This window comes from Chromobacterium haemolyticum DSM 19808 (assembly GCF_000711885.1).
Taxonomy (GTDB): Bacteria; Pseudomonadota; Gammaproteobacteria; order Burkholderiales; family Chromobacteriaceae; genus Chromobacterium; species Chromobacterium haemolyticum.
Genome location: NZ_JONK01000019.1, coordinates 39,746 through 63,706, shown reverse-complemented (window position 1 = coordinate 63,706; position 23,961 = coordinate 39,746). Strand labels below are relative to the sequence as shown.

Annotated in this window: 24 protein-coding genes; 17 read left to right on the top strand and 7 right to left on the bottom strand. The window is 61.2% G+C overall.

The window, feature by feature from the left end; genetic code table 11:
- Positions 1-16 precede the first annotated feature (16 nt).
- From ftsH to BR71_RS12710, 5 genes are all read left to right on the top strand, one after another.
- Entirely contained in the window at positions 17-1,927 is a 1,911-nt protein-coding gene (gene ftsH, locus BR71_RS12730; protein ID WP_043637863.1) for an ATP-dependent zinc metalloprotease FtsH, read from the top strand.
- A 90-nt stretch (positions 1,928-2,017) separates the two neighbouring features.
- Complete coding sequence (folP, locus tag BR71_RS12725) at positions 2,018-2,854, top strand: dihydropteroate synthase (RefSeq protein WP_043637859.1); 837 nt, start codon at positions 2,018-2,020, stop codon at positions 2,852-2,854.
- A gap of 83 nt (positions 2,855-2,937) precedes the next feature.
- Positions 2,938-4,272 carry a phosphoglucosamine mutase gene (gene glmM / locus BR71_RS12720; RefSeq protein ID WP_043637857.1) on the top strand — a complete coding sequence of 445 codons (1,335 nt, stop codon included), beginning with the start codon at positions 2,938-2,940 and terminating at the stop codon, positions 4,270-4,272.
- Between the two features lie 217 nt (positions 4,273-4,489).
- A complete protein-coding gene (locus BR71_RS12715) occupies positions 4,490-6,433 on the top strand; it encodes an ExeM/NucH family extracellular endonuclease (protein WP_156038978.1) in 1,944 nt (647 codons plus the stop codon).
- The gene (locus tag BR71_RS12710; RefSeq protein ID WP_043591318.1) at positions 6,415-7,005 is read left to right on the top strand and encodes a rhomboid family intramembrane serine protease; all 591 of its coding nucleotides are present in this window, start codon (positions 6,415-6,417) and stop codon (positions 7,003-7,005) included. The genes BR71_RS12715 and BR71_RS12710 overlap by 19 nt, the downstream gene beginning before the upstream one ends.
- Here BR71_RS12710 and alr read toward each other — a convergent pair.
- On the bottom strand, positions 6,951-8,024 hold the full coding sequence (gene alr, locus BR71_RS12705) for an alanine racemase (RefSeq protein WP_043637855.1): 1,074 nt from the start codon (positions 8,022-8,024) through the stop codon (positions 6,951-6,953). The genes BR71_RS12710 and alr overlap by 55 nt on opposite strands.
- A 113-nt stretch (positions 8,025-8,137) precedes the next feature.
- On the opposite strand from alr, the gene BR71_RS12700 reads away from it, so the two are divergent.
- Positions 8,138-8,758, top strand: coding sequence for a DedA family protein (locus BR71_RS12700; RefSeq protein ID WP_043637851.1), 621 nt, complete (start codon positions 8,138-8,140; stop codon positions 8,756-8,758).
- 67 nt (positions 8,759-8,825) lie between these two features.
- On the opposite strand, the gene BR71_RS12695 is transcribed toward BR71_RS12700, so the two are convergent.
- Positions 8,826-9,152, bottom strand: coding sequence for an FKBP-type peptidyl-prolyl cis-trans isomerase (locus BR71_RS12695; RefSeq protein ID WP_019101992.1), 327 nt, complete (start codon positions 9,150-9,152; stop codon positions 8,826-8,828).
- 187 nt (positions 9,153-9,339) lie between these two features.
- Between BR71_RS12695 and BR71_RS12690 the strand changes: the two genes are divergently transcribed.
- Positions 9,340-10,122, top strand: a complete 783-nt coding sequence (locus BR71_RS12690; protein WP_043591313.1) for a DUF2189 domain-containing protein — start codon at positions 9,340-9,342, stop codon at positions 10,120-10,122.
- An 11-nt stretch (positions 10,123-10,133) separates the two neighbouring features.
- Positions 10,134-11,084 carry a D-2-hydroxyacid dehydrogenase gene (locus tag BR71_RS12685; RefSeq protein WP_043637850.1) on the top strand — a complete coding sequence of 317 codons (951 nt, stop codon included), beginning with the start codon at positions 10,134-10,136 and terminating at the stop codon, positions 11,082-11,084.
- A 57-nt stretch (positions 11,085-11,141) separates the two neighbouring features.
- Here BR71_RS12685 and BR71_RS24200 read toward each other — a convergent pair whose 3' ends face one another.
- Together BR71_RS24200 and BR71_RS12680 are read right to left on the bottom strand one after the other, a co-directional pair.
- Positions 11,142-11,363 (bottom strand): hypothetical protein, encoded by a 222-nt coding sequence (locus BR71_RS24200; protein WP_141113091.1) that lies wholly within the window; start codon positions 11,361-11,363, stop codon positions 11,142-11,144.
- Between the two features lie 27 nt (positions 11,364-11,390).
- Positions 11,391-11,870 carry a DUF1841 family protein gene (locus tag BR71_RS12680; RefSeq protein ID WP_043591312.1) on the bottom strand — a complete coding sequence of 160 codons (480 nt, stop codon included), beginning with the start codon at positions 11,868-11,870 and terminating at the stop codon, positions 11,391-11,393.
- Positions 11,871-11,926: 56 nt separating this feature from the next.
- Here BR71_RS12680 and BR71_RS12675 point away from each other — a divergent pair, with 56 nt between their 5' ends.
- Complete coding sequence (locus tag BR71_RS12675) at positions 11,927-12,412, top strand: glutathione peroxidase (protein WP_019103852.1); 486 nt, start codon at positions 11,927-11,929, stop codon at positions 12,410-12,412.
- Positions 12,413-12,552: 140 nt separating this feature from the next.
- On the opposite strand, the gene trmB is transcribed toward BR71_RS12675, so the two are convergent.
- Both trmB and BR71_RS12665 read right to left on the bottom strand, forming a co-directional pair.
- Positions 12,553-13,233: a tRNA (guanosine(46)-N7)-methyltransferase TrmB gene (gene trmB / locus BR71_RS12670; protein ID WP_043637849.1), complete on the bottom strand. Its 681-nt coding sequence runs from the start codon at positions 13,231-13,233 to the stop codon at positions 12,553-12,555.
- Between the two features lie 36 nt (positions 13,234-13,269).
- A complete protein-coding gene (locus BR71_RS12665) occupies positions 13,270-14,190 on the bottom strand; it encodes an NAD-dependent epimerase/dehydratase family protein (RefSeq protein WP_043637973.1) in 921 nt (306 codons plus the stop codon).
- Between the two features lie 38 nt (positions 14,191-14,228).
- Between BR71_RS12665 and BR71_RS12660 the strand changes: the two genes are divergently transcribed.
- From BR71_RS12660 to arcC, 6 genes are all read left to right on the top strand, one after another.
- Positions 14,229-15,257, top strand: a complete 1,029-nt coding sequence (locus BR71_RS12660; RefSeq protein WP_043637847.1) for a CDP-6-deoxy-delta-3,4-glucoseen reductase — start codon at positions 14,229-14,231, stop codon at positions 15,255-15,257.
- Positions 15,258-15,520: 263 nt separating this feature from the next.
- Entirely contained in the window at positions 15,521-15,649 is a 129-nt protein-coding gene (locus BR71_RS23590) for a DUF3149 domain-containing protein (RefSeq protein ID WP_019103856.1), read from the top strand.
- 481 nt (positions 15,650-16,130) lie between these two features.
- Complete coding sequence (gene arcD, locus BR71_RS12655) at positions 16,131-17,567, top strand: arginine-ornithine antiporter (protein ID WP_043637846.1); 1,437 nt, start codon at positions 16,131-16,133, stop codon at positions 17,565-17,567.
- Between the two features lie 87 nt (positions 17,568-17,654).
- A complete protein-coding gene (locus BR71_RS12650; protein ID WP_043637845.1) occupies positions 17,655-18,887 on the top strand; it encodes an arginine deiminase in 1,233 nt (410 codons plus the stop codon).
- A 133-nt stretch (positions 18,888-19,020) separates the two neighbouring features.
- Entirely contained in the window at positions 19,021-20,031 is a 1,011-nt protein-coding gene (locus tag BR71_RS12645; protein ID WP_043637842.1) for an ornithine carbamoyltransferase, read from the top strand.
- Positions 20,032-20,158: 127 nt separating this feature from the next.
- A complete protein-coding gene (arcC, locus tag BR71_RS12640) occupies positions 20,159-21,103 on the top strand; it encodes a carbamate kinase (RefSeq protein ID WP_043637840.1) in 945 nt (314 codons plus the stop codon).
- A gap of 69 nt (positions 21,104-21,172) precedes the next feature.
- Here arcC and BR71_RS12635 read toward each other — a convergent pair whose 3' ends face one another.
- Positions 21,173-22,210: a patatin-like phospholipase family protein gene (locus BR71_RS12635; protein ID WP_043637837.1), complete on the bottom strand. Its 1,038-nt coding sequence runs from the start codon at positions 22,208-22,210 to the stop codon at positions 21,173-21,175.
- A 318-nt stretch (positions 22,211-22,528) separates the two neighbouring features.
- On the opposite strand from BR71_RS12635, the gene BR71_RS12630 reads away from it, so the two are divergent.
- Both BR71_RS12630 and BR71_RS22990 read left to right on the top strand, forming a co-directional pair.
- A complete protein-coding gene (locus tag BR71_RS12630; protein ID WP_019103862.1) occupies positions 22,529-22,873 on the top strand; it encodes a PadR family transcriptional regulator in 345 nt (114 codons plus the stop codon).
- A complete protein-coding gene (locus tag BR71_RS22990) occupies positions 22,870-23,958 on the top strand; it encodes a DUF1700 domain-containing protein (protein ID WP_052370541.1) in 1,089 nt (362 codons plus the stop codon). Before BR71_RS12630 ends, BR71_RS22990 begins: the two co-directional genes overlap by 4 nt.
- Positions 23,959-23,961: the final 3 nt, after the last annotated feature.

The following is a 23,961-nucleotide window of genomic DNA, read 5'->3' as shown; positions in this document are numbered from 1 at the left end:
GAGGAGTCCGCTACTCGTGAACAATATCGGCAAAAACATCGCGATATGGGTCATCATCGGTTTGGTACTGATGACGGTATTCAATCAGTTCAACAAGCGTCAGGATACCCAGAATCAGCTTGAATATTCGCAGTTCATCAGCGATGTCGAGTCCGGCAAGGTCCAGTCCCTGGCCATAGAAGGCCACCCGCTGCGCGGGCAATGGCTGAAAGGCAAGCTGACCGACGGCTCCGCGTTCAGCACCTACGCGCCTTACGACCCGCAACTGGTCGACGACCTGATCAAGAACAACGTTCGTTTCTCCGCCAAGCCGGAAGAGGAACCGTCGATGCTGATGAATATTTTCATCAGCTGGTTCCCGATGCTGCTGCTGATAGGCGTATGGGTGTTCTTCATGCGCCAGATGCAGGGGGGCGGCAAGGGCGGCGCGTTCTCCTTCGGCAAGAGCAAGGCCAGAATGTTGGATCAGGACGCCAATACCGTTACTTTCGCTGACGTCGCCGGTTGCGACGAGGCTAAGGAAGAAGTGAAGGAGATCGTCGATTATCTGCGTGACCCTTCCCGCTACCAGAGCTTGGGCGGCCGCATTCCGCGCGGCATCTTGCTGGCCGGCTCGCCTGGTACCGGCAAGACCTTGCTGGCCAAGGCCATCGCCGGCGAAGCCAAGGTGCCGTTCTTCAGCATTTCCGGTTCCGATTTCGTTGAAATGTTCGTCGGCGTGGGCGCGGCTCGCGTGCGCGACATGTTCGAGCAGGCCAAGAAGAACTCGCCGTGCATCATCTTCATCGACGAGATCGACGCGGTTGGTCGCCAACGCGGCGCCGGTCTGGGCGGCGGCAACGACGAGCGTGAACAGACGCTGAACCAGCTTCTGGTGGAAATGGACGGTTTCGACACCAATTCCACCGTGATCGTGATCGCCGCGACCAACCGTCCGGACGTGCTGGACCCTGCGCTGCAGCGTCCGGGCCGTTTCGACCGTCAGGTGGTGGTTCCGCTGCCCGATATCCGCGGCCGTGAACAGATTCTGGGCGTGCACATGCGCAAGGTGCCGATTGCCGCCGACGTCAATGCCGAGGTGATCGCGCGCGGCACGCCGGGTTTCTCCGGCGCCGACCTCGCCAACCTGATCAACGAAGCCGCCTTGTTCGCAGCGCGTCGCAACAAGCGCCTGGTGGACATGGAGGACCTCGAGTCCGCCAAGGACAAGATCATGATGGGCGCAGAGCGCCGCAGCATGGTGATGACCGACGAAGAGAAGCGCAACACCGCTTACCACGAGTCCGGCCACGCCGTCGTCGCCAAGCTCTTGCCCAAGGCGGACCCGGTGCACAAGGTCACCATCATCCCGCGCGGCCGCGCGCTGGGCGTGACCATGCAGTTGCCGGAGCAGGACCGCTTCGCCTATGACCGAGGTTATCTGCTGGACCGCATCGCCATCTTGTTCGGCGGCCGCATCGCGGAAGAGCTGTTCATGAATCAGATGACCACCGGCGCTTCCAACGACTTCGAGCGCGCCACGCAAATGGCGCGCGACATGGTGACCCGCTACGGCATGAGCGACAAGCTGGGCCCGATGGTGTACGGCGAGAACGAGGGCGAAGTCTTCCTCGGCCGCTCCATCACTACCCACAAAAATCTGTCTGAAGCCACCATGCAGCAGGTGGACGCTGAAATTCGCCGCATTATCGACGAGCAATACGCGCTGGCGCGCCGCTTGCTGGAAGAGAACCGCGACAAAGTCGAGGCGATGACCGCCGCGCTGCTGGAATGGGAAACCATCGATGCGGATCAGATCAACGACCTGATGGACGGCAAGCCGCCGCGTCCGCCCAAGCCTGGCGCTGGTTTCGCGACCAAGCCGCAGGAAGACAAACCGACGCCGCCGGCCGCCGAGCCGACCGCCGATCCGGCCCAGGAAGTCTGAGTCCCTCGGTCATCAAGCCGGGCAAGCCTTGACAGGCTTGCCCGGCTTTTTTGCGACAACACCCCTCCATCCATGAGTGTAGTTCAGATCATGAAACCCTCTTTGCAATGCGGGCGCTTCACGCTCGATCTGTCCCGTCCCCTGGTGATGGGCATTCTGAACGTCACCCCGGACTCCTTTTCCGACGGCGGGCGTTTCAACGCCTTGGACCAGGCGCTGAGCCACTCCGAGCAAATGCTGGCGGACGGCGCGGCCATTCTCGATATCGGCGGCGAATCGACACGACCGAACGCGCCTCATGTCACCCCTGAACAGGAAATGGAGCGGGTGCTGCCGGTGTTGGAGCGTTTGCGAGAGCTAGGCGCGCCGCTGTCGCTGGACACGCGGCGCACTGTGGTCATGCGCGAGGCGCTGGCCATGGGCGCGGTGGATCTGGTCAACGATGTGTCTGCGTTGGAAGACGCGGGCGCGTTGGAGTTGGTGGCGGCTTCGGATGCCGCAATTTGTCTGATGCACAAGCAGGGCAACCCGGACACGATGCAGGATCGGCCGGAATACGCGGACGTGGTGGCTGAAGTGGCCGGCTATCTGGCGCGCCGTGTCCAGCTTTGTCTGGATGTTGGCATCGCCCGCGGCAGGCTGCTGGTTGACCCCGGCTTTGGTTTCGGCAAGACGCTGGAACACAATCTGGCCTTGCTGCGCGGACTGCCGGAGATTGAACGCGCCGCCGGCGCGCCGTTACTGGTGGGTTTGAGCCGCAAATCCATGCTGGGCGCGATCACTGGCGAAGCGACACCGGCGGAGCGGCTGGGCGCCAGCGTGGCAGTGGCGCTGGAGTCGGCGCGGCGCGGCGCGCGCATCATTCGCGTGCATGACGTGAAGGCCACGCGCCAGGCCTTGCAAGTGCTGGATGCCTTGAAAGTTTGAACTGAAAGGGGTGTCTGGCGCACAATAGCCGGCGTAGCGATTACAGCGGTTGGCCAGAAGCCGGCCGGATTCGAGAGAGAAACATGAGCCGTAAATACTTTGGCACCGATGGCGTGCGCGGCGAGGTCGGTCAATTCCCGATTACGCCTGAATTCGTGATGAAACTGGGCTATGCCGCCGGCCGCGTTTTGGTCGACCACGACAAGGCGCATCGTCCTACGGTCTTGATCGGCAAGGACACCCGAATTTCCGGCTATATGCTGGAAGCGGCGCTGCAAGCCGGCTTTTCCGCCGCCGGCGTCAATGTGCTGCTGACCGGCCCGTTGCCGACGCCGGGCATCGCCTACCTGACCCGCGCGCTGCGTCTCGAGGCCGGGGTGATGATCTCCGCTTCGCATAATCCCTTCCAGGATAACGGCATCAAGTTCTTCGCCGAAGGCGGCAAGAAGCTGGACGATGCCGTTGAGTTGGAAATCGAGGCGATGCTGGAGCAGCCGATGGCGACCAATCCGTCCGAACAATTGGGCCGGGTGCGTCGCATCGAGGGCGCGGTGGAGCGCTACATCGAGTTCTGCAAGAGCAGCTTTCCCAACGATCGCGATCTCAAGGGCTTGAAGCTGGTGGTGGATTGCGCCCACGGCGCCACTTACCACGTAGCGCCCAAGGTGTTCCATGAACTGGGCGCGGAGGTGGTCACCATCGGCGGCGAGCCGGACGGCTACAACATCAACGAGAAGGTGGGCGCCACCTATCCCAAGACTTTGCAGGTAGCGGTGCTGGAGCACCACGCCGACTACGGCATCGCGCTGGACGGCGACGGCGACCGGCTGATCATGGTGGACCGCGAAGGCACCGTGTACGACGGCGATCAGCTGATCTACGTGATCGCCAAGGCGCGCGCGGCCAGGGGCGAGCTCAAGGGCGGCGTGGTCGGCACGGTGATGACCAATCTGGCGATGGAACTGGCGCTAAACAAATTGGGCGTGGAGTTTGGCCGCGCCAAGGTGGGCGACCGCTATGTGCTGGAAATGCTGCATGGCAAAGGTTGGCAGGTGGGCGGCGAAGCTTCCGGCCATATCTTGTGCCTGGACTGCCACTCTACCGGCGACGGCATCATTTCCAGCTTGCAAGTCCTGGCTAGCCTGACGGATCTGGGCATGAGCCTGGCCGACGCCTGCAGCGACTGGCAGCCGTATCCGCAGACGCTGATCAATGTTCGCCATAACGGCTGCGATTGGAAGAGCGCCTCCGCGGCGTCGCTGGCCGCCGCCGAGCAGGCTTTGCAAGGCCGCGGCCGCGTGGTGTTGCGTCCGTCCGGCACTGAGCCGGTGGTGAGGGTGATGGTGGAAGCCGACGACAAGGCTCTGGCCGATCAGTGGGCGCAGTCCATTGCGGCGGCGATCCAGAGCGTCGCCTGATTGCCACAGCCGGCAAGTGCCGGCATCAGCATGAAAACGCCATACATTGTTTGTTTGGCGTTTTTTTATTGCCTGGATTTGGAAAGATGCGGAGCTTACTGTTTTCAGGAAAAACATACAGATAGCGACTTTGCGTGCAACTGTATCTAATGACATCTTTTTGTCATTGCGCTCTGGTTAGAATCAGCGCTCCTTACGCTCGTGATGAACCCAGACCATGAAAACAGCAACAGCATTCAGGACCTTGAGCCCTATCGCCATGGCAGTGGCGTTGGCGACTCCGGTCTTGGCCCAGGCCGCTTGCGGCGCCGCCGGCGCCACTTTAATCCATGATGTGCAGGGCCGCGTCGTCGGAAGCCCCATGCAGGGCAAGACCGTCACTGTGGAAGGCGTCGTCAGCGGTGCCTTCACCGGGGCCGGGCAATTGCGAGGCTTCTACCTGCAAGAAGAGGTGCGGGATCAGGATGCCGACCCGACCACCTCGGAAGGCATCTTCGTGTTTCTCGGCAATCTGGCGGCGCCGACGCTTAAACCCGGCGATGTGGTGCGCGTCACTGGCAAAGTGTCCGAGTACAGCCGCAAGGGCGACGCCGCCAGCGAAACCCAGATCACCCCGGCCACGATCGCCGCGGTGGAGCAGTGCGCTTACAGCGAGCCCTTGAGCTACGCCACGTTGCGGCTGCCCTTGCAATCCAGCGCTCAGCTGGAGGCGCTGGCCGGCATGGCCGTGCGCCTGGAAGGACCGGTCTACGTCGCCGCCAATTACGACTATGGCCGCTACGGCGAGCTGACGCTGTCCAGCCAGCCGCGGCTGTGGACCGCCACCCAGCGTTTTCTGCCCGGCAGCGCCGAAGCCAAGGCGCTGACCGAGGCCAATCAATTGGACAAGCTGACCCTGGACGACGGCCTGCAGATCCAAAACGCCAATGCCTGGCTGCCGGCGCCCGGCGGCTTGTCCGCCAGCCAGACCTTGCGCAGCGGCGACCGTCTGGACGGCGTGACCGGCGTGGTCAGCTACGCCTTTGGCAAATATCGGCTGCAACCGCTGGCCGCGCCGAGCGTGGTGGCCAGTAATCCGCGCCCCGGCGCGCCCAAGCGTAAGCCGGAGAGCGTGCGCTTCGCCAGCTTCAATGTGCTCAACTTCTTCAATGGCGACGGCCAAGGCAAGGGGTTTCCGACGCCGCGCGGCGCCAAGACTCAGCAGGATTTCGAGCGCCAACGCGCCAAGATCGTGGCCGCGATTCGTCAATTGGACGCTGATGTAGTGGGCCTGATGGAAATCGAGAATGATGGCTTCGACCGCTACTCGGCGATTCAGGACTTGGTGAATGCGCTAAATCAGGGCCAACCCCAGCCCAAGCAATATCAATTCGCCAACCCCGGCCTGCCGCAAGTGGGCAGCGACGCGATCACCACCGGCCTGATCTACCGTCCGACCGTGGTGACGGCGGAGGGCAAGGCCGAGGTGAGGGTGGTAGGCAATCCGCAGAAGAACCGGCCGGCCTTGTTGCAGACTTTTGTGCTGGACGCCAAGAGCAAGACCCGGGTCACCGTGGCGGTCAACCATCTGAAGTCCAAGGGCAGCAGCTGCGCGGACATGGTAGTGGACGGGCAGGCCGACGTGGATAAGGGCGACGGTCAGGGCAATTGCAATCTGACCCGGGTGCAGGCGGTGCGCGATCTGATGGCGTGGTACGCCACCCGTCCGCAGCCCGGCCCTAACGACGGCATGCTATTGCTGGGCGATATGAATTCCTACGCCAAGGAAGATCCGATCCGTGCCTTTGAAAACGCGGGCTTCAACAACCTGCTGACGCGTTGGAGCCGCGATGCCTATTCCTATGTATTCAACGGTGAATCCGGCAACCTGGACCATGCCTTGGCCGATAAGCCGCTGAGCTCCATGGTGCTGGCCGCCGGGGAGTGGCACATCAACGCCGATGAGCCGACGGCGCTGGAGTACAGCAGCGAGTTCAGGAGCGCGGAGCAGCAGCAGAAATACTACGCGGCGGACGCTTACCGTTCTTCGGATCATGATCCCTTGTACGTCGACGTGGCGCGTCGCGGCAACGCGGTGGCGGCAGCGGACGAAGGCGGCCTGGCGTTGCTGCTGGGCTTGGGCGCATTAGGAGCGACGGCGCTGTGGCGCCGCAAGCGCTGAAGACCCTGGCCGGCCGGCTGCAGCTGGGTTTATGCCTCGTCGTCCTGCTGCCGCTGGCCGCGCCTTGGGGCGCGGGGGCGCTGGCGTGGCGTTTCGAGCCTTGGAACGCCGAGGAGTGGTGGCGGGCGCTGAGCGGCGGCTGGGTGCATGCCGACGCGCGCCACGCCTGCTTAAACAGCGCGGCGCTGGCTGTGCTGGCCTGCTTGGGGCAGGGACGGGCGTCGCTGCTGCTGGGGTTGGCGCTGGCGGCGCCGCCGCTAATCGCCGTCATGCAGTGGCTGTGGCCGACGCCGCAGGCTTTTGTCGGCGCATCCGGCCTGGTGTATTGCTGGTGGGCGGCGCTGGCACTGACGCAGCCGCGCTGGCGCGGCTTATGGCTGGCCGCCCTGCTGGCCCGGCTGGTGTGGCAAAGCCTGTTTCCAGGCAATTGGAGCGGCGGCGAGCCGGTCTTGACGTCGGCGCATTGGAGCGGCGCGGTCTTGGGTATGTTGGCCGCCTGCGGCTGGCTGCGCCGGGCTCAGTTATTGACGACGCGCGGCACTCTCGGCGCCACTGCGCACATCAGTTCGTAGCCCAAAGTGCCCGCGCCGGCGGCGACTTGTTCTATCGGCACTTGAGGGCCCCACAGTTCAACCCGGCTGCCAATGCCGGCTTGAGGCAGTGCGCTCAGGTCCACCGCCAGCATGTCCATGGATACCCGGCCGACGATGCCGCTGGGCAGGCCATCCACCGCGACCGGCGTGCCGTTGTCGGCGATGCGCGGATAGCCGTCGGCGTAGCCGCAAGCGACGATGCCGACGCGCATGTCGCGTTCGGCCACTAGGCGTCGACCGTAGCCGACGGCGTCGCCGGCTGGCACCTTTTGCTCCGCGATGACCCGGCTGCTCAGCGTCATCGCCGCCTGTAGGCCCAAGCCGGCGGCGTCGATGTCGGCGAAGGGAGAACAGCCGTAGAGCGCGATGCCGGGGCGCACGATGGCGCCGTGGGTATGCGGGTGGCGGAACAGCGCGGCGGAGTTGGCGGCGCTGACTGGCAGCGCGCTGGGCGCGATCAAGGGCTGGAAGCGCCCCCATTGTTCGGCGACGCCGTAGTCGTCGTCGGCGGTGGCGAAGTGGGTCATCAGCGCATCGACGCGCGCGCCGGGTTGAGCGCGCAATTGCGCGAGCGCGGCGGGGGCCTCCGCCGGGGTGAAGCCCAGCCGGTTCATGCCGCTATTGATCTTCAGCCAAACGGAAACCGGCTGTTTGGCGGAACCTTTGGCCAGCCAGCTTATCTGTTGTTGGGAATGTACCGCGCCGCCTAGCCGGTAATGCGCCATCGCCGCGGCTTCCTCGGCGTCGAAAGCGCCTTCCAGCAGTACGATGTCCTGTTGGATGCCCGCTTCGCGCAAGCGGACGGCGTCCTCGATATTGAGCAGGGCGAAGCCGTCGGCGACATCGGCCAAGGCTTGGACCGCATCCAGCAGTCCATGGCCGTAGGCATTGGCCTTGAGCACGGCGTATGCCTTGGCTTGAGGGGCCTGGGCGCGGGAAAGCAGGTAGTTGTGGCGGATGGCGGCGCGGTGGATTTCCACCTGGATAGGGCGAGTCATGTCAAGAAAGTCTGCGTTGGAGGTGTGCTATTATAAGCCCCTGGTGATGTACCCCGATAACGCAGCCGCGCCAGGATCGTCCTGAACGGAGACATGGCGGCAAGCGGAACAAAATGGACACTCTGCAAATACTTCTCGATTTTTTCACTGGCTACGGCTATGTCGCCGTATTCACCGTGTTGCTGGTATGCGGCTTCGGCGTGCCGATTCCCGAAGACATCACCTTGGTGGCCGGCGGTATTATTTCCGGCCTAGGCTACACCAATGTGCATTGGATGTTTCTCGTCGGCATGGCCGGGGTGCTGGCAGGCGACGGCATCATGTTCACCGCCGGGCGAGTGTTTGGCAACCGGGTGCTGAAGTTCCGGCCCATCGCGCGGATCCTGACTCAAGAGCGTTTTGAAGCGGTGCAGGAGAAGTTCGAAAAGTACGGCAATTGGGTACTGTTCGTTGCCCGTTTTCTACCCGGACTGCGCTCTCCCATTTTCATTACCGCCGGCATGACTCGCCGCGTTTCCTACTGGCGTTTCTTGCTGATGGACGGCTTCGCCGCCCTGATCTCGGTGCCGGTATGGGTGTATCTGGGCTATTACGGCGCCGCCAACCGCGAGTGGTTGATGACCATGGTGCATCGCGGGCAGGCCGGCATTCTGGCGGTGGTGGCCGCCTTGCTGCTGGGCGTGGCTTTCGTCTGGATGCGCCGCCGTCGTCAGCATCAGTGCGTGAAGAAATAAGCCCGCGCCATCCAATGAAAAAAGCTTCCCTGGGGAAGCTTTTTTTACGTCCTTGCACAGCAGGGGTTCAACCCACTTGCAAGAGCTCCACCTCGAACACCAGAGTGGCGTTGGGAGGAATCACGCCGCCGGCGCCGCGCGCGCCGTAGCCCAGCTCGGCCGGGATGGTCAGCTTGCGTTTGCCGCCCACTTTCATGCCGGCCACGCCTTGGTCCCAGCCCTTGATCACATAGCCGGCGCCCAGCGGGAAGCTGAACGGCTGGAAACGGTCCTTGCTGGAATCGAACTTGGTGCCGTCGGTCAGCCAGCCAGTGTAGTGCACGGTGACTTCCTGGCCGCTGACGGCTTCGGCGCCGTCGCCGATCGCCAGTTCTTCGATAATCAGTTCGCTCATGAGATGTCCTTTCGCGCAAGCGCGGGATGAGGCCCGGCCCGGCGGCGCGAAGCGCGGCGCGCGTCAAGGGCCGTGGCAATCGCGGGATTATAGCAGCCGGACGGCCAGCTTGTGTTTTGCGACGCGTGGCGTATAACGGTAAGGATGCGGGGGCTGCCTCGCATCGTATCCTTGAGGGGGACTTGTCATGGACGCGACTCACGATATCCCGCGCGATCGCCCGGTTGCGCGCAGGGTGGAAACCTCCCGGCCGTTGCAATGGCTGAAAAAAGGCTTCCGCGATTTTCAAAAAGCCCCGGCCGACTGCCTGTTTTACGGCGCGGTATTCGTATTGATGGGGTATTTGCTGACCTTGTACTCCGAACACTCTCCTGAGCTGATCATCACCTTCGCCACCATTTTCCTGTTGGCCGGCCCCTTTCTGGCGATAGGTCTGTACGACATCGCCAAGCAGATGGAGGCTTTCGACGGTCATGGACGGGTCAAGCTGGCGCACAGCATGGCGGCCTGGCGCGTCAACTTGCCGGCTTTCACCTTGTACGCGGCCTTGCTGGCGGTGCTGGTGTTCGGCTGGTTCAGAGTGTCTTTGCTGATGTTCGCGCTGTTCTACGACACCGCCGCCTTGCCATCCTTGAATGACATTGTGGTCAATGCCTTCAATCCGGACAATCTCGCTTTCCTGGTGGCTTACTTCGCGGTGGGCTTCCTGTTTGCTCAGGTGGTATTTTCGGTCAGCGTGGTCTCTATCCCCTTGATGCTGGATAAGGAGGTGGACACCGTCACCGCCATGATCGCCAGCGTGCAGGCGGTGCTGAAGAATCTGCTGACGATGGGCATATGGGCGGCTATCATTGTGACGCTGAGCGCGGTGGGCTTTGCGACTTATTTCCTGGGCCTGATCATCATCATGCCGGTTCTGGCGCTGGCCAGCTGGCATGCTTACCGCGATTTGATCACTTTCGAGAGATGACTGAATAGCCGATGACCCACTCCGTCGTGTTTCTTGACCGGGACAGCTTGCCTGTCCCGGTTCCGCTTTTGCCGTTCCCGTCCGAATATCACGAGTTCCCCTCCACCAGCGTCGAAGACGCGGCGATGAATTGCTCGGGGGCGGACATCGTCATCACCAACAAGGTGCCGTTGCGTCGGGAAACCCTGGAGCAATTGCCCGGGCTTAAGCTGGTGGCGGTGGCCGCCACGGGCTACAACCATATCGACCTGGACGCCTGTCGCGAGCTGGGCATCGCGGTCTGCAATATCCGTCATTATGGCGACGACACCGTGGCCGAACACGCGCTGACCCTGATGCTGGCCCTGGCCAAGAACCTGCCGGCTTATCAGCGCGACGTCGCCGCAGGGGTGTGGCAGCAATCCAGACAGTTCTGCCATTTCGGCGCGCCGATCCGCGATTTGCGCGGCGCGACCCTGGGGATTGTCGGCGCGGGCGGTATTGGCCTGCGCCTGGCGGAGATGGCCGGCGCGCTTGGCATGGAAGTGTTGTTCGTCGAGCGCAAAGGCGCGAAGGCGTTGCGCTCCGGTCATGTGGCTTTTGCCGAGGCCTTGGCGCAGGCCGATGTGATTTCGCTGCATTGCCCGCTGACCGAGGAAACCCGGGACTTGATCGCCCAGCCGGAGCTGATGCTGATGAAGCCCGGCGCCTTGTTGATCAACACCGCGCGTGGGGGCCTGGTTAACGAGGAGGACCTGGTGGCTGCGCTGAAATACGGGCAGCTGGGCGGCGCGGGTTTCGACGTGCTGAGCGAAGAGCCGCCGGTACATGGCAACCCTCTGTTGAAAACCCGCTTGCCCAATTTGATTGTCACCCCTCATGTGGGCTGGGCCAGCCGGCAGGCGATGGAGCGTCTGGCCGCGCAGCTGGTGGACAATATCGCGGCCTTTGTAGCGGGCATAGAGCGCAATCGTTTGTTGTGAGACGCGTTCGTTTCAGGCTTCAAGCCGGCTAAGGCCGGCTTTTTTTAATGATTCATTTTAAATATTATATTTATATAAATGATTCAATATTTTATTTGTTGTTAACTGTTGAAAAACTATTTGCATTTTGTTTATTGTGGGAATAGCATGAAGCTGCTCTTCTGGCTTTGCCAGTACGAGCTGCCCCGCTTGATCGCCGTGGAGGGTTTCCCCCCACGGCTCTTTTTTTGCCTGTCGCCGGGCAATGCAAAACGCCCGGCTGAGCCGGGCGTTGGTCATGAGCAAGCGCTTGTCGGGCGTGCGGCGTCAGTCTGGGATGTCATTTGGGTTGATGCGGGGCTGCTCCTCCGCTCCCATGCCCAACTTGCCGCGAATACAGCCTATGTAGCGGTTCACGTCCGGTCCGCCGCCATGGCGCTGAGCGTGCCAGATCATTTCGCCGAGACAATCCATCATCGCGTGCTGAGCCAGATGTTCGCTGCCGTGGCGCAGCGCTAGCTGGGCGTACAAGGAGCGGATGCCGAAGGGCTGGTCGATGGAGCGTTGTTCCTCAATAGCCACATGCAGGCCCAGGTGCAGGAAGGGATTGCTCTGGCCCATTTCCGGAGTCCACTCCTGTTCCATATACTGTTCCGGCCGATCCAGAATGGCGTGATACTCCGGGTGGTCTATAAGAATGGGGAGCACCATTTTTTCCAGATCGGACAAGTCCGTCCCGGATTTGGATTTCTGCCAGGTGTCGAAGAAGAAGCGCCGGGCGTCCTGCCGGCTGGGATTGAACAACATCGGATAGTGCCTGAGTGGATTCTCGGGAGCGCTCATTATACGAGACGGAGGTGGCCATGACCACGCTTTACGACTTCACCGCCGCGCGCATAGACGGCAGCGAACAGCCGCTGTCGGCGTACACCGGTCAAGTGACGTTGGTGGTGAATACCGCCAGCGAGTGCGGCTACACCCGGCAGTACGCCGGCTTGCAGGATTTGCAGCAAGGCTTGGGCGGCCGCGGGCTGGTTGTGCTGGGATTCCCCTGCAATCAGTTCGGCGGCCAGGAGCCGGGCGACGAGGCCGAGATCGAGCGTTTTTGCCGGACGCGCTTCGAGGTGGATTTCCCCATGTTCGCGAAGGTGGAGGTTAACGGGCCGCGGGCTCATCCGCTGTGGCGCTGGCTGACTCAAGCAGACTCCACCCATCCACACCCGGTGAAGTGGAACTTCACCAAATTCCTGATCGATGCGAAGGGAAGGGTGGTCAAGCGTTACGAGCCGGCGGTGGAGCCGCACGAGTTGCTGGAGGATATCGAGGCTTTATTGCCGCGAGCCGGCTGAGAGCCTGTTCAAAGACTACCGCGCTGCGTGATGCGTGGCCCGGCGGGTACGTGCTCAGAACGTGTTCATGATCTCTCTCTGGCCGGAGAGCTTTTGAACAGGCGCTGACGCCCGCCGCTTGCGACGGGCGTGAGAGGGGATCAGAGGCGGCGGAAAATGACGTCCCACACGCCGTGGCCCAGTTTGATGCCGCGGGCCTCGAACTTGGTCAGCGGGCGGTAGTCCGGGCGTGGCGCGTAGCCATCGGCGGTATTGACCAGCTGCGGCTGGCTGCTGAACACGTCCATGATTTGCAAGGCGTAGTCTTCCCAATCGGTGGCGGCGTGCAGGTAGCCGCCCGGCTTGAGCTTGGTGATCAGCTTCTCCACCAGCGGCGCCTGGATCAAGCGCCGTTTGTTGTGGCGTTTCTTGTGCCAGGGGTCGGGGAAGAAAATATGCACTCCATCCAGGCTGCCGTCGGCCAGCATGTGATCCAGCACTTCCACCGCGTCGTGTCGGATGATGCGCAGATTGCTCAATTCTTTTTCCGCGATCAGCTTGCACAGATTGCCGACGCCGGGAGAGTGCACTTCCACGCCCAGGTAGTCTTGATCCGGATTGGCGGCGGCGATTTCGGCGGTGGCGCCGCCCATGCCAAAGCCGATCTCCAGAATTTTGGGCGCGGCGCGGCCGAAGGCCTGCTCCAGATCGATGCGCTCGGGGCGGTATTCTATGCCCCAGCGCGGCATGCCTTCGTCCATCGCGCGTTGCTGGCCGGGGGACAGATGGCCTTGGCGCAGGACGAAGCTGCGGATGGCGCGTTGAAATGCCGGATTTTCCATAGAGAAGCCTGCTGAAAACTCAAAAAAACCGCGATGTTACCGAATCTTGGCCGCCGAGGCGAGCGCGACGGCGATGCGTTCCGGCGCTTGGGCCAGCGCCGCCAGGTAGACGGCAGTGTCGGGCCAGCGGAGTACCGGCAGCAATTCCCGGCGCAAACGCCTGTTGTCCAACTGCCTGGACTCCATCATATACGACCATAGACCAGCGGAGACCTGGGCGCGGACTTCCTCGCGCGGCAGCAAGGGCGGCAAGACCAGGTCAAGCGTGGCGGCGAGCCGGCGGTACCATTCGCTGATTGGAAGCGGCTGATCGTCGCTGGCGTTGTATACGCGAGGGCCGCCGCGGCATTGCCGCAATGCCGCCACGCAGGCGGCGGCAAGGTCGTCGGCGTGGATGTGATTGCTCCAGCTGTCCTCTTCTGGGCGGATCAGCGGCGTTTGCGAGGCGAAACGGCTCAGCGGAAGGCGGTTGTCGGCGTAGATGCCCGGCGCGCGCAACACGGTCAGTTGACTGCCGTGGGCTGCGGCAAAGCTTCGCAATTGGGTTTCGGCGTCCAAGCGTCGGAAGGCGCGATCGTTGTGCGGGCGAGGACGGGCACCTTCATCCAGCAAAGCGCCATCGGCATTGCCGTACACGCCGCTGGTGCTGATATAGACTAGGCGCTGTGGTATCCTGCAACCTTTTGCCAACGCAGACAACAACTTGCGCATGCGCAAGTCCTTGCGGCCGGTTTCCTGGGGGGGAGCGGTCAGCAGCAGATCGTCGGCCAGGCCGGCCAATCGGCGCAAAGTGACGGGGTTGTCCAGATCGCCCCGGATGGGCGTGACGCCCTGCCGGCGCAGCGCTTCGGCGCTCGCGCTTGAGCGGCATAGCGCCAGCACTCGCCAGCGGCGGGTCAGTTCCGGCAAAGTGCGGCGTGCGACATCGCCGGCGCCGATGATCATCAGGGTTCGCATGATGCGCATTTTAGCCAGATATTGAGTAGAGGAAACAGATGACAGCGCAGGTGAAAGTGCTCCCCAGCGGGCATACATTTGGCGTCGAGCCGCATGAAACCGTATTGGAAGCGGCTTTGCGTCAGGGAGTGGGCCTGCCCTACGGCTGCCGCGACGGGGCATGCGGCGCCTGCAAAGGCAAGGTAGTGGATGGAGAAGTGAGCCAGGATGGTTTCCAGGAAAAAGCCCTGACCGAGGCCGAACGCGCCCAGGGGCTGGCTCTGTTCTGTTGTGCCCGCCCTCAGGGCGACATCACCATCGAGGCTCGCGAAGTGGCTGGAGCGGGCGATATCCAGATCAAGACCTTGCCGTGCCGTGTAGAGAAAATCGAGAAAATCCACGACGTGGCGGTGCTCAAGCTCAAGTTGCCGGTATCGGAGCGCCTGCAGTTCAAGGCTGGTCAATACATCGACATCCTGATGAAGGATGGAAAGAAGCGCAGCTTCTCCATCGCCAACGCGCCGCATGACGACGCTTTTCTAGAGTTGCACATCCGTCATCAACCTGGCGGTTCGTTCTCCGACTACGTGTTCAGTCAGATGAAGGAACGCGAAATCATGCGCTTCAAGGGCCCGCTGGGCTCCTTCTTCCTGCGCGAGGATTCCGACAAGCCCATCCTCTTCGTGGCCAGCGGCACCGGCTTCGCCCCGGTCAAGGGCATTATCGAGCATGCGATCCACAGCGGAATCCAGCGCGAGATGGTGTTCTATTGGGGCGCGCGGACCAAGGCCGACCTCTATATGGCGGAACTGGCCGGGGCCTGGCAGGCGCAGAACCCCAACATCACCTTCATACCGGTATTGTCCGACGCGCTGCCGACAGACGAGTGGGCGGGCCGTACCGGCTTCGTTCATCAGGCGGTGCTGGAGGATTTCGAAAATTTGTCCGGCTATCAGGTTTACGCTTGCGGCGCGCCGCTGATGGTAGAGGCCGCGCACGGCAGCTTCACGCGCGAACGCGGCTTGCCGGAGGATGAATTCTTTTCCGACGCGTTTTTCCTGTCCAAGGATATGGGCGGCAGCAAGTGAGCGCATCGGCTCGACGTGGATGACGAGCGCTAATTTTTGAGATGGAACGGATCCGGACTGTATCGCTTTTCGAGCAACTGTAATGATATAAGTTGCTGATTTTTAGGAAATGAGCCCCTGGCTAGAGCCAGGGGCTTTTTATTTGTCTTGCATCAAATTTGTGAGGCATGCCATTTGATTTGGGTCAATGGGCGGGCGCCCCAACTGGCTAAGATGAGGGTCAAGAAACCTATATGGGGCGTGGCCCCGGAAAAGGAGTGGCGATGGAACTTCTGACTCTGCTTCTCTCCGACGATGTCGGCATTTTAAGCTTGGTGACCATTGTGGTGACTACCCTGGTGGTGCTAGGCGCTCTGGTGGCGATTTTCAAGAACGTGAAAAAGCCGGAGTGAGCGTCCGAGCAAACAGCATGTGTTTATCCTCTTGATGTGTGTGTTGGTGGGTGCGGTGGTGGGCCGCATCCACTTTTTTTTACGTTTTACGCCTTGTTCTTGATCCCGCGTTCTTTTATCGCTTATCACGTCGATAGGCGCTTGTCTTGATTTCTGCTTGCCGGAATATCCCCTTTCTGAATTGTCTCCCGCAATATTTCACGCAGCAATAATTAATAATTATTTAAAAGAAAAGTAAGCAAATATTTTGTGCGCTGCACATTTTATTATTTTGTCATTCTTATGGGTGAGTTCTATAAAGCTTTTGTTCTATTGCCATAGTGGGTGAGATAGGGCAGGGGAAGCTATTTGATGCAGGTCAAACGGATGTTCGACTGTTCTGGCGATCACTAAATCCGAGGTATACCATTGTCTCAGATGATAAGAATTTAATTATATAACAACAGATTTGCAGGTTAATGTACTCTCACGGAGAACGAAAATGTCTACGGAAACTGAAACCCAAGGCGGCGCTCCCAAGCTCAAGCTTGGCGCGCTGACCGCTCTGGTGGTGGGCTCCATGATCGGTGGCGGCATCTTCTCGCTGCCTCAGAACATGGCGGCGGGTGCCGGAGCCGGCGCTATCTTGATCGGTTGGGTGATTACCTTCTTCGGGATGTTGACTCTGGCATTTGCCTTCCAGATGCTGGCCAACCGCAAGCCGGAAGTTGAAGGCGGCGTTTATGGCTACGCCAAGGCGGGTTTTGGCAACTACATGGGCTTCAACTCGGCCTGGGGTTACTGGATTTCAGCCTGGATCGGCAACGTATCCTATTTTGTGGTGATGTTCTCGGCGCTGGCCTTCTGGTTCCCTGTGTTCGGCGAGGGCAATACCACCACCGCCATCGTCTGCGCATCCATCCTGTTGTGGGCCTTGCACTTCCTAGTGCTGCGCGGCGTGCACGGCGCTGCCTTCATCAACACCATCACCACCGTAGCCAAACTGGTCCCGCTGGCGTTGTTCATCCTGTTGGTTATCTTCGCCTTCAAAGTGGATACCTTTAACCTGGATTTCTGGGGCTCGACCAAACTCGGCTCGGTTGTCGACCAAGTGAAGAGCACCATGTTGGTGACGGTATGGGTGTTCATCGGCATCGAAGGCGCATCGATGTTCTCCAGCCGTGCGGAAAACATGAAAGAAGTGGGCAAGGCCACTGTGATTGGTTTCCTGCTGACCATCGCCTTGCTGGTTGCGGTGTCTGTGCTGTCGCTGGGCGTCATGACCCAGGCTGAACTGGCCGCGCTGAAAAACCCGTCCACCGCCTATGTGCTGGAAAAAGCCATCGGTCCCTGGGGCGCCAACTTGATGAACGCCGGTCTGGTGATCTCCGTGGGCGGCGCGTTGTTGGCTTGGACGCTGCTGGCTTCCGAAGCACCCTACCTGGCAGGCAAGGACGGCGTGATGCCCAAGGTATTCGGTACCACCAACGCCAATGGTTCTCCGGCCGCCTCGCTGTGGCTGACCAACGGTCTGATCCAACTGTTCCTGATCATCACGCTGTTCAGTTCCGCGGGTTACCTGGCGCTGCTGTCGCTGGCCACCTCGATGATTCTGATTCCCTACCTGCTGTGCGCCGGCTATGCCTTGCTGGTGGCCAAGCGCGGCGAGGGCTACGCCCAGGGCGAGTCCAGCGGCAAAGAGTTCGGCATCGCCACCATCGCTTCGGTCTACGGCATCTGGCTGATCTACGCCGCCGGCCTGAAGTATCTGTTCCTGTCGATGGTGCTGTACGCCCCGGGTCTGCTGTTCTACCTGTGGGCTCGCAAGGAACGCGGCGAGAAAGCGTTCACCGGTCCGGAAGCGGTACTGGCTGCGCTGATCGTGGTGGCGGGTTTGTTCGCCGGCTACGAGTTGCTCACCGGAGCGCTGACGCTCTAAGTCGGATTTAGAAGTAAGAAGATTACCGGAGGCGCGCGAGATCCTCGGGCCTCCACCAGCTCCCCCAATATCATTAAGGAGTTTGTCATGACCAAGTTTGGTGTTCATTCCGAGTGTGGCAAGTTGCGAACTGTGATGGTGTGCCGTCCCGGCCTGGCGCATAAGCGCCTGACCCCGGACAACTGCCACGGCCTGCTGTTCGACGACGTCATCTGGGTAGAGCGCGCACAGAAAGACCACGCCTACATGGTTGAGCAAATGCGCTCCCGCGGCATCGAAGTGGTGGAAGTGCACGATGCGCTGGCCAAAGTATTGGACGACAAGGCCTCCCGCGCCTGGATTCTGGATCGCAAGGTCAAGGCCGACAACGTAGGTATCGGCATGTTGCGCGACCTGCGCAGCTGGCTGGACGAAATGCCTTCGTCGCAACTGGCCGAGCATCTGGTGGGCGGTATCGCCAAGTTCGAACTGCCGTTTGATCCGAAAGGCCTGTTCGGCGGCTATCTGGACCAGTCTGAATTCGTACTGCCGCCGGTGCCTAACAGCCTGTTCCAGCGTGACCCGTCTTGCTGGATCTATGAAGGCGTCACGTTGAACCCGATGTACTGGCCGGCGCGCCGTCAGGAAACGCTGATCCTGCAATCCATCTACAAATTCCACCCGATGTTCGCCGGCAAGGTGAAAGTATGGTGGGGCGATTGTGACCAGGAGCATGGCCCGGCCACGCTGGAAGGCGGCGACGTGATGCCTATCGGCAACGGCGTGGTCCTGATCGGCATGGGGGAACGCACCAGCCCGCAGGCTGTGGTGCAAGTGGCCAAGCGCGTGCTGGGCAAGGAAGGCGGCGCCACTCGCGTGATCGCATGCCAGATGCCGAAGTCCCGCGCGGCGATGCACCTGGATACGGTGTTCAGCTTCCTGGACATCGATCTGCTGTCGCTGTTCCCGGACGTGGTGGACGACATCACATGCACCAGCATGTACGTGGGCGACCGCGAAGGCGAAATCCGTTTCGAACGCCATGAAGGCGTGCATCTGGTGGAAGTGGTGCGCCAGGCGCTGGGTCTCAAGGAAATCCGCGTGATCCAGACCGGCGGCGACGCCTACCAGCGCGAACGCGAGCAGTGGGACGACGGCAATAACGTGGTGGCGCTGGATCGCCGCGTGGTGGTGGCCTACGACCGCAACACCTACACCAACCGCCTGATGCGCGAGCACGGGGTGGAAGTGATCGAGATTCCGGCTTCCGAATTGGGCCGCGGCCGCGGCGGCGGTCACTGCATGACCTGCCCGATCACTCGCGACGAAGTGAAACTGTAATTCAGCTGTAGTGTCCCGGCCGCGGGCGCGGCCGGGAGGAAAATCCAAGATTCATGTGCAAAAAGACAGGTTGACCGCCGGTTTCCCCGGAAACGACGGCCGGCTTGCCCAGACTCTAATCAGGAGCAATATCATGGCTTTCAATCTGCGCAACCGTAACTTCCTCCGCATGCTGGACTTCACCCCGCGCGAAATCCGCTACATGCTCGACCTGGCCCGCGACCTGAAGCGCGCCAAGTACACCGGCACCGAACAGCAGCACCTGAAGGGCAAGAACATCGCCCTGATCTTTGAAAAAACCTCGACCCGCACCCGCTGCGCTTTCGAAGTGGCCTGCTACGACCAGGGTGCCAACGTGACTTACCTTGGGCCGTCCGGTTCGCAAATCGGCATCAAGGAATCGATGAAGGACACCGCCCGCGTGTTGGGCCGCATGTACGACGCGATCGAATACCGCGGCTTCGACCAGCACATGGTGGAAACCGAGCTGGCCAAGTTCGCCGGCGTGCCGGTATACAACGGCCTGACCGATGAATGGCACCCGACCCAGATGCTGGCCGACGTGCTGACCATGTGGGAAAACAGCGACAAGCCCATCTCCCAGATCAGCTACACCTACCTGGGCGACGCCCGCAACAATATGGGCAACTCCCTGCTGGTGATCGGCGCCAAGCTGGGCATGGACGTGCGCATCGGCGCGCCCAAGCACCTGTGGCCGACCGACGAGCTGGTGGCTCAGTGCCGCGAAATCGCCGTCAAGACCGGCGCGCGCATCACTTTGACCGAAGATGCCAAAGCCGCGGTCAAGGGCACCGACTTCGTCCACACCGACGTATGGGTGTCCATGGGCGAGCCGGCCGAAGTCTGGGCCGAACGCATCAAGCTGCTGAAGCCTTACCAAGTGAATGCCGCGCTGATGGCAGCCGCCGAAAATCCGCAGGTGAAGTTCATGCACTGCCTGCCGGCCTACCACAACAGCGAAACCAAGGTGGGCAAGGAAATCGCCGCGCAATACCCGGACCTGGCCAACGGCATCGAAGTGACCGAAGACGTGTTCGAGTCCGAAGCTTGCATCGCTTTCGAGCAGGCCGAGAACCGCATGCACACCATCAAGGCCATCCTGGTGGCCACGCTGGGCGACTGATAGCCGCTTAGCATCATCCAGATGATCCGCCGGCCAAGGCTCCCCTGACCGGGAACCTTGGCCGGTTTCGTTTTCAAGCGCGCACGCTGTATCAGACGGTGGGCGCGGGAGTAAAAAGGAACTGAATATGCGAGTCGTCGTAGCTCTGGGCGGCAATGCCCTGCAACGTCGCGGCGAGGCCATGACCGCCGACAACCAACGCGCCAACGTTAAAGTGGCCGCGGAACAACTGGCCAGCGTGACCCGGCTGGGTCACAACCTGGTGATGTGCCACGGCAACGGGCCGCAAGTGGGCCTGCTGGGCCTGCAGAACGATGCTTATGCCCGCCATGTGGACGAAAAAGTGACGCCCTATCCGCTGGATGTGCTGGGCGCGCAGACCGAAGGCATGATCGGCTACATGGTTGAGCAGGAACTCGGCAATGTGTTGCCGTTCGAAGTGCCCATCGCCACCATCCTGACCCAGACCGAAGTGGACGCCAACGACCCGGCGTTCAAGAACCCGACCAAGTTTGTCGGCCCGGTCTACAGCAAGGAAGAAGCCGACAAGCTGGCGGCGGAAAAAGGCTGGACGGTGAAGGCCGACGGCGAATATTTCCGCCGCGTGGTGCCCAGCCCGAAACCGAAGCGCATCTTCGAAATGCGCCCGATCAAATGGCTGATCGAAAAAGGCGTGGTGGTGATTGCGGCCGGCGGCGGCGGCATTCCCACCATGTACGAGGGCGACAAGCTGGTGGGCGTGGAAGCGGTGATCGATAAGGATCTGGCCTCTGCCTTGCTGGCGCGCGAAATCGACGCTGACTACTTCGTGATCGCCACCGACGTGAAGAGCGTGTTTGTCGGTTGGGGCACGCCGGAAGCCAAAGCGATCAAGCAGGCGCATCCGGACGAAATGGACAAGCTGGGCTTCGCCGCCGGATCGATGGGCCCGAAAGTGGAGGCTGCTTGCGAATTCGCCCGCCTGACCGGCAAGAAAGCGGTGATCGGCGCGCTGGAAGACATCGAGAAAATCGTCAAGGGCGAGGCCGGCACCGTGATTTCCACCGAGAAGGCCGGCATCAGCTGGTATTGATGCCGTCTGCGCTTAACCAAGCGTCAAGGGCTGCCGTCAGGCAGCCCTTTTTTATTGCCTCGCCTGGCTCTAGCCCAGCAGCTTGGCGCGGTGTTGGCGGAGCAGGTCCTGCCCGGCTTGATAGCCGATCTCATAGAGTTGAGACAGATTGGAGTGCGACCAGTCCAACTCCTCCGCGCGGCGTTTCGGGTCGATCAGCTTGTCGAACTGGATCTTCAGCACCTCGGTGCGCGGCCGGCCTTGGTCGTCCTTATTGTGCAGTGCCTCGAACAGCTTCAGGTCGTCGCGCGCGATTTCGGTCAGCGGGGTGATGATGGATTGCACCCAGGCGTCGTATAAGCCGCGTGGCGGGTGCAATAGTCTGTCGCTGCCCAGCACGTCGAACACCAGGGTGTAGTCGATGTGCGGGTGATCGCGGAACAACTGCTTGAAGTTCAGCGTGTCTATGGCCGCGCCTTCGATGTAGTCGCCGTCGGCCAGGGGATAAGGCGGGTAGATGAAGGGAAAGGACAGCGCGGCCAGGAAATGCTCGTGGCCGATCTCGCTCTTGTCCCAGCAGCGCATCTCGCCGCGGGTGATGTTGTACGCGTTCAGGTAAAACTGCGGCGCAATGGTCTTGAGGCGGTCGAAATCCACGATTTCTTCGATGAAGGGCACGTGCGCGCACAGGCCTTGGCTGTTGGGGCCCAGATCGCTGGGGCAGAGCGTGGCCAGCAGCAGCGATGTCCAATCGGCCAGCAGGCGTTGCCAGGGGCCTTGGTCGGCTTGCTGCTGAATGGATTGCAGCAGCGGATTTTGGCTTTGCCAGCTACGCCACATGTCGGCGGCCGGGCCGGGTTTGTTGAACACCTTGTAGTTGATCGGCAGCAGCCGGTAAATCGGATCGGATACGCCTAGATCGGCCAGCCGGCGTAAATTGTCCAGCGGCGAGCCCTTGCGCGGCGCCGCGTACAAGAGGCCGACAATAGCGCCGGCGCCGGAGGTGGAGATGATGTCGAATTCGACGCCGGCCTCCATCAGCGCGACCAGCGCGCCGGCCATCAAAGTTGCGTTGGGCGCGCCGCCGCCCAAGACCAGCGCAATGCTGGGCCTGCTTGCTTTTGCCATCGAAATCCCCATTGAGAGAGTGGCCGGTTGGTGGATACCGGGCTGGTACACGGTTAGTTCAATGTCATTATTGTTGTTGAATTATGGATGGCAAGATGTATTTTGCAATGCAATATGATGTCAGTGATGACTATATGACGTGTTGCGAGAAAGCCGCAGCAAGAACTATTTGTCATTGTGTAATGAAAGATACCTTGCGGTACAAGGTAGTGGTTTGTATAGTGCAACCACAAGCAGATTGATGCCTTGGTCCAATTAGCTATCTTGTAATGCAAGGTAGTGGGGCGGGTGGGACCGGGCGGTTTCAAGGAAGGCAAGATGAAAACCCAGTTGAAGAAGGGGACCCTGGACATGTGCGTATTGGCGGTATTGGCTCAGTCCGATAGCTATGCCTACGAATTGGTCAGCACCTTGTCGCGCACGATGGAAATCAGCGAAGGGACGATCTACCCGCTGATGCGCCGGCTACAGAACGAGTCCTGGGTCAGCACCTATCTGGTGGAATCCGCGTCTGGACCGTCGCGCAAGTATTACGCGCTGACCGAGGCGGGAAAGCGGGAACTGGAGCTGATGCGACGCGAGTGGCAGGAGTTCGTCAGCGAAGTGGACAGCGTGCTGAGTCGCCTGCCGGCGGCCGGCCAGCCAGGAGAACGACAAGCATGAATCGCAAAGTGTTTTTGGAGCAGTTGGAACAGGCTCTGGCCGGCATGCCGGCGGAGGAGATCCGTGAAATCGTCGCCGACTACCAAGAGTATTTCAGCGACGCGCAAGAAGCCGGCCGCGCCGAGGATGACGTGGTTGCCGCTTTGGGCAGCCCGCAGAAGCTGGCCAAGGAGCTAAAAGCGCAGGCGCATTACCGCCAATGGGAGAACCATCGTTCCTTCGGCAATTTGATGAGGGTGGTGGCCTCGGTTGCCGGCCTGGGCGTGCTGAATTTCTTCCTGGCGCTGCCGTTCATGCTCTACCTGCTATGCCTGTCCATAGGCTACATGGTGTCCGGCAGCCTGTTGATAGCCGGTGTGGCGCTGGTGGCGGCTTGGGGGGGCAATAGCCTGTTCGGCTGGCCGGAACTGGAGCCGAGCCTTTCGCCGGAGAACGGCAAGATCGAGTTCAAAGTTCAAGCCGAAGGGAAGCCGGTGCATGGCGTGACCCTGAAACAGGGGAGGCTGTTGCTGACGCTGGAAGAAGACGAAACCGCCAGCCTGCAATTGCGAACCGGCGATCCGGTGCGAGTGAGCTACGACGGCGGGGAGATGAAAGTGGATGCCAGCAATCCGGCGGCCAGGCAGTCGATCAAGCGAGAGGGCGAACGCTCCGTCAGCTTGGAGCGCGGGCAACTGCGCGCGCTGACGCTGACATCTGACGGCGGAGAGAGCATGGTGCTGGCCCAGGACGGGGATGGCCGCTCGCTGCGCTGGCGGATGATCTCGGAGGAAGCTTCCGCCGCCGCCGGCGAAGCCGGACAAGCCGCCGATCTGGTGTTGAGCGACGGAGAGAGCTCGCTGGTGATCAAGGATAACCGGTTGTCGCTGAAAGACGGCAAAGATCATATCGAGATCGATGGCATTCCGGGCTTGTCGCTGCAGAGTTCGGCGGCGGTCAGCGGATTCGTGTTGTTGCTGGTTGGGGGATTGGGGCTGGTGTTTTGCGTATGGCTGACGCGGCTGACTTGGCTCGGGCTGGTGCGCTACGTCCGCTACCAGATCGACTTGGTGGCGGGCAGAAGTCCGAGCGGCAAAGCGGTGTGACGA

What these genes read in the sequence shown, in the direction of transcription:
- BR71_RS12650 (WP_043637845.1), top strand. Translation starts at nt 17,655, where the DNA reads ATGACCAAGTTTGGTGTTCATTCCGAGTGTGGCAAGTTGCGAACTGTG.
- BR71_RS12715 (WP_156038978.1), top strand. Translation starts at nt 4,490, where the DNA reads ATGAAAACAGCAACAGCATTCAGGACCTTGAGCCCTATCGCCATGGCA.
- BR71_RS24200 (WP_141113091.1), bottom strand. Translation starts at nt 11,363, where the DNA reads ATGACCAACGCCCGGCTCAGCCGGGCGTTTTGCATTGCCCGGCGACAG.
- BR71_RS12680 (WP_043591312.1), bottom strand. Translation starts at nt 11,870, where the DNA reads ATGTTGTTCAATCCCAGCCGGCAGGACGCCCGGCGCTTCTTCTTCGAC.
- trmB (WP_043637849.1), bottom strand. Translation starts at nt 13,233, where the DNA reads ATGGAAAATCCGGCATTTCAACGCGCCATCCGCAGCTTCGTCCTGCGC.
- glmM (WP_043637857.1), top strand. Translation starts at nt 2,938, where the DNA reads ATGAGCCGTAAATACTTTGGCACCGATGGCGTGCGCGGCGAGGTCGGT.
- BR71_RS12635 (WP_043637837.1), bottom strand. Translation starts at nt 22,210, where the DNA reads ATGGCAAAAGCAAGCAGGCCCAGCATTGCGCTGGTCTTGGGCGGCGGC.
- BR71_RS12665 (WP_043637973.1), bottom strand. Translation starts at nt 14,190, where the DNA reads ATGCGAACCCTGATGATCATCGGCGCCGGCGATGTCGCACGCCGCACT.
- BR71_RS12645 (WP_043637842.1), top strand. Translation starts at nt 19,021, where the DNA reads ATGGCTTTCAATCTGCGCAACCGTAACTTCCTCCGCATGCTGGACTTC.
- folP (WP_043637859.1), top strand. Translation starts at nt 2,018, where the DNA reads ATGAAACCCTCTTTGCAATGCGGGCGCTTCACGCTCGATCTGTCCCGT.
- BR71_RS23590 (WP_019103856.1), top strand. Translation starts at nt 15,521, where the DNA reads ATGGAACTTCTGACTCTGCTTCTCTCCGACGATGTCGGCATTTTAAGC.
- arcC (WP_043637840.1), top strand. Translation starts at nt 20,159, where the DNA reads ATGCGAGTCGTCGTAGCTCTGGGCGGCAATGCCCTGCAACGTCGCGGC.
- BR71_RS22990 (WP_052370541.1), top strand. Translation starts at nt 22,870, where the DNA reads ATGAATCGCAAAGTGTTTTTGGAGCAGTTGGAACAGGCTCTGGCCGGC.
- BR71_RS12690 (WP_043591313.1), top strand. Translation starts at nt 9,340, where the DNA reads ATGGACGCGACTCACGATATCCCGCGCGATCGCCCGGTTGCGCGCAGG.
- BR71_RS12685 (WP_043637850.1), top strand. Translation starts at nt 10,134, where the DNA reads ATGACCCACTCCGTCGTGTTTCTTGACCGGGACAGCTTGCCTGTCCCG.
- BR71_RS12675 (WP_019103852.1), top strand. Translation starts at nt 11,927, where the DNA reads ATGACCACGCTTTACGACTTCACCGCCGCGCGCATAGACGGCAGCGAA.
- arcD (WP_043637846.1), top strand. Translation starts at nt 16,131, where the DNA reads ATGTCTACGGAAACTGAAACCCAAGGCGGCGCTCCCAAGCTCAAGCTT.
- BR71_RS12630 (WP_019103862.1), top strand. Translation starts at nt 22,529, where the DNA reads ATGAAAACCCAGTTGAAGAAGGGGACCCTGGACATGTGCGTATTGGCG.
- BR71_RS12700 (WP_043637851.1), top strand. Translation starts at nt 8,138, where the DNA reads ATGGACACTCTGCAAATACTTCTCGATTTTTTCACTGGCTACGGCTAT.
- alr (WP_043637855.1), bottom strand. Translation starts at nt 8,024, where the DNA reads ATGACTCGCCCTATCCAGGTGGAAATCCACCGCGCCGCCATCCGCCAC.
- BR71_RS12695 (WP_019101992.1), bottom strand. Translation starts at nt 9,152, where the DNA reads ATGAGCGAACTGATTATCGAAGAACTGGCGATCGGCGACGGCGCCGAA.
- BR71_RS12660 (WP_043637847.1), top strand. Translation starts at nt 14,229, where the DNA reads ATGACAGCGCAGGTGAAAGTGCTCCCCAGCGGGCATACATTTGGCGTC.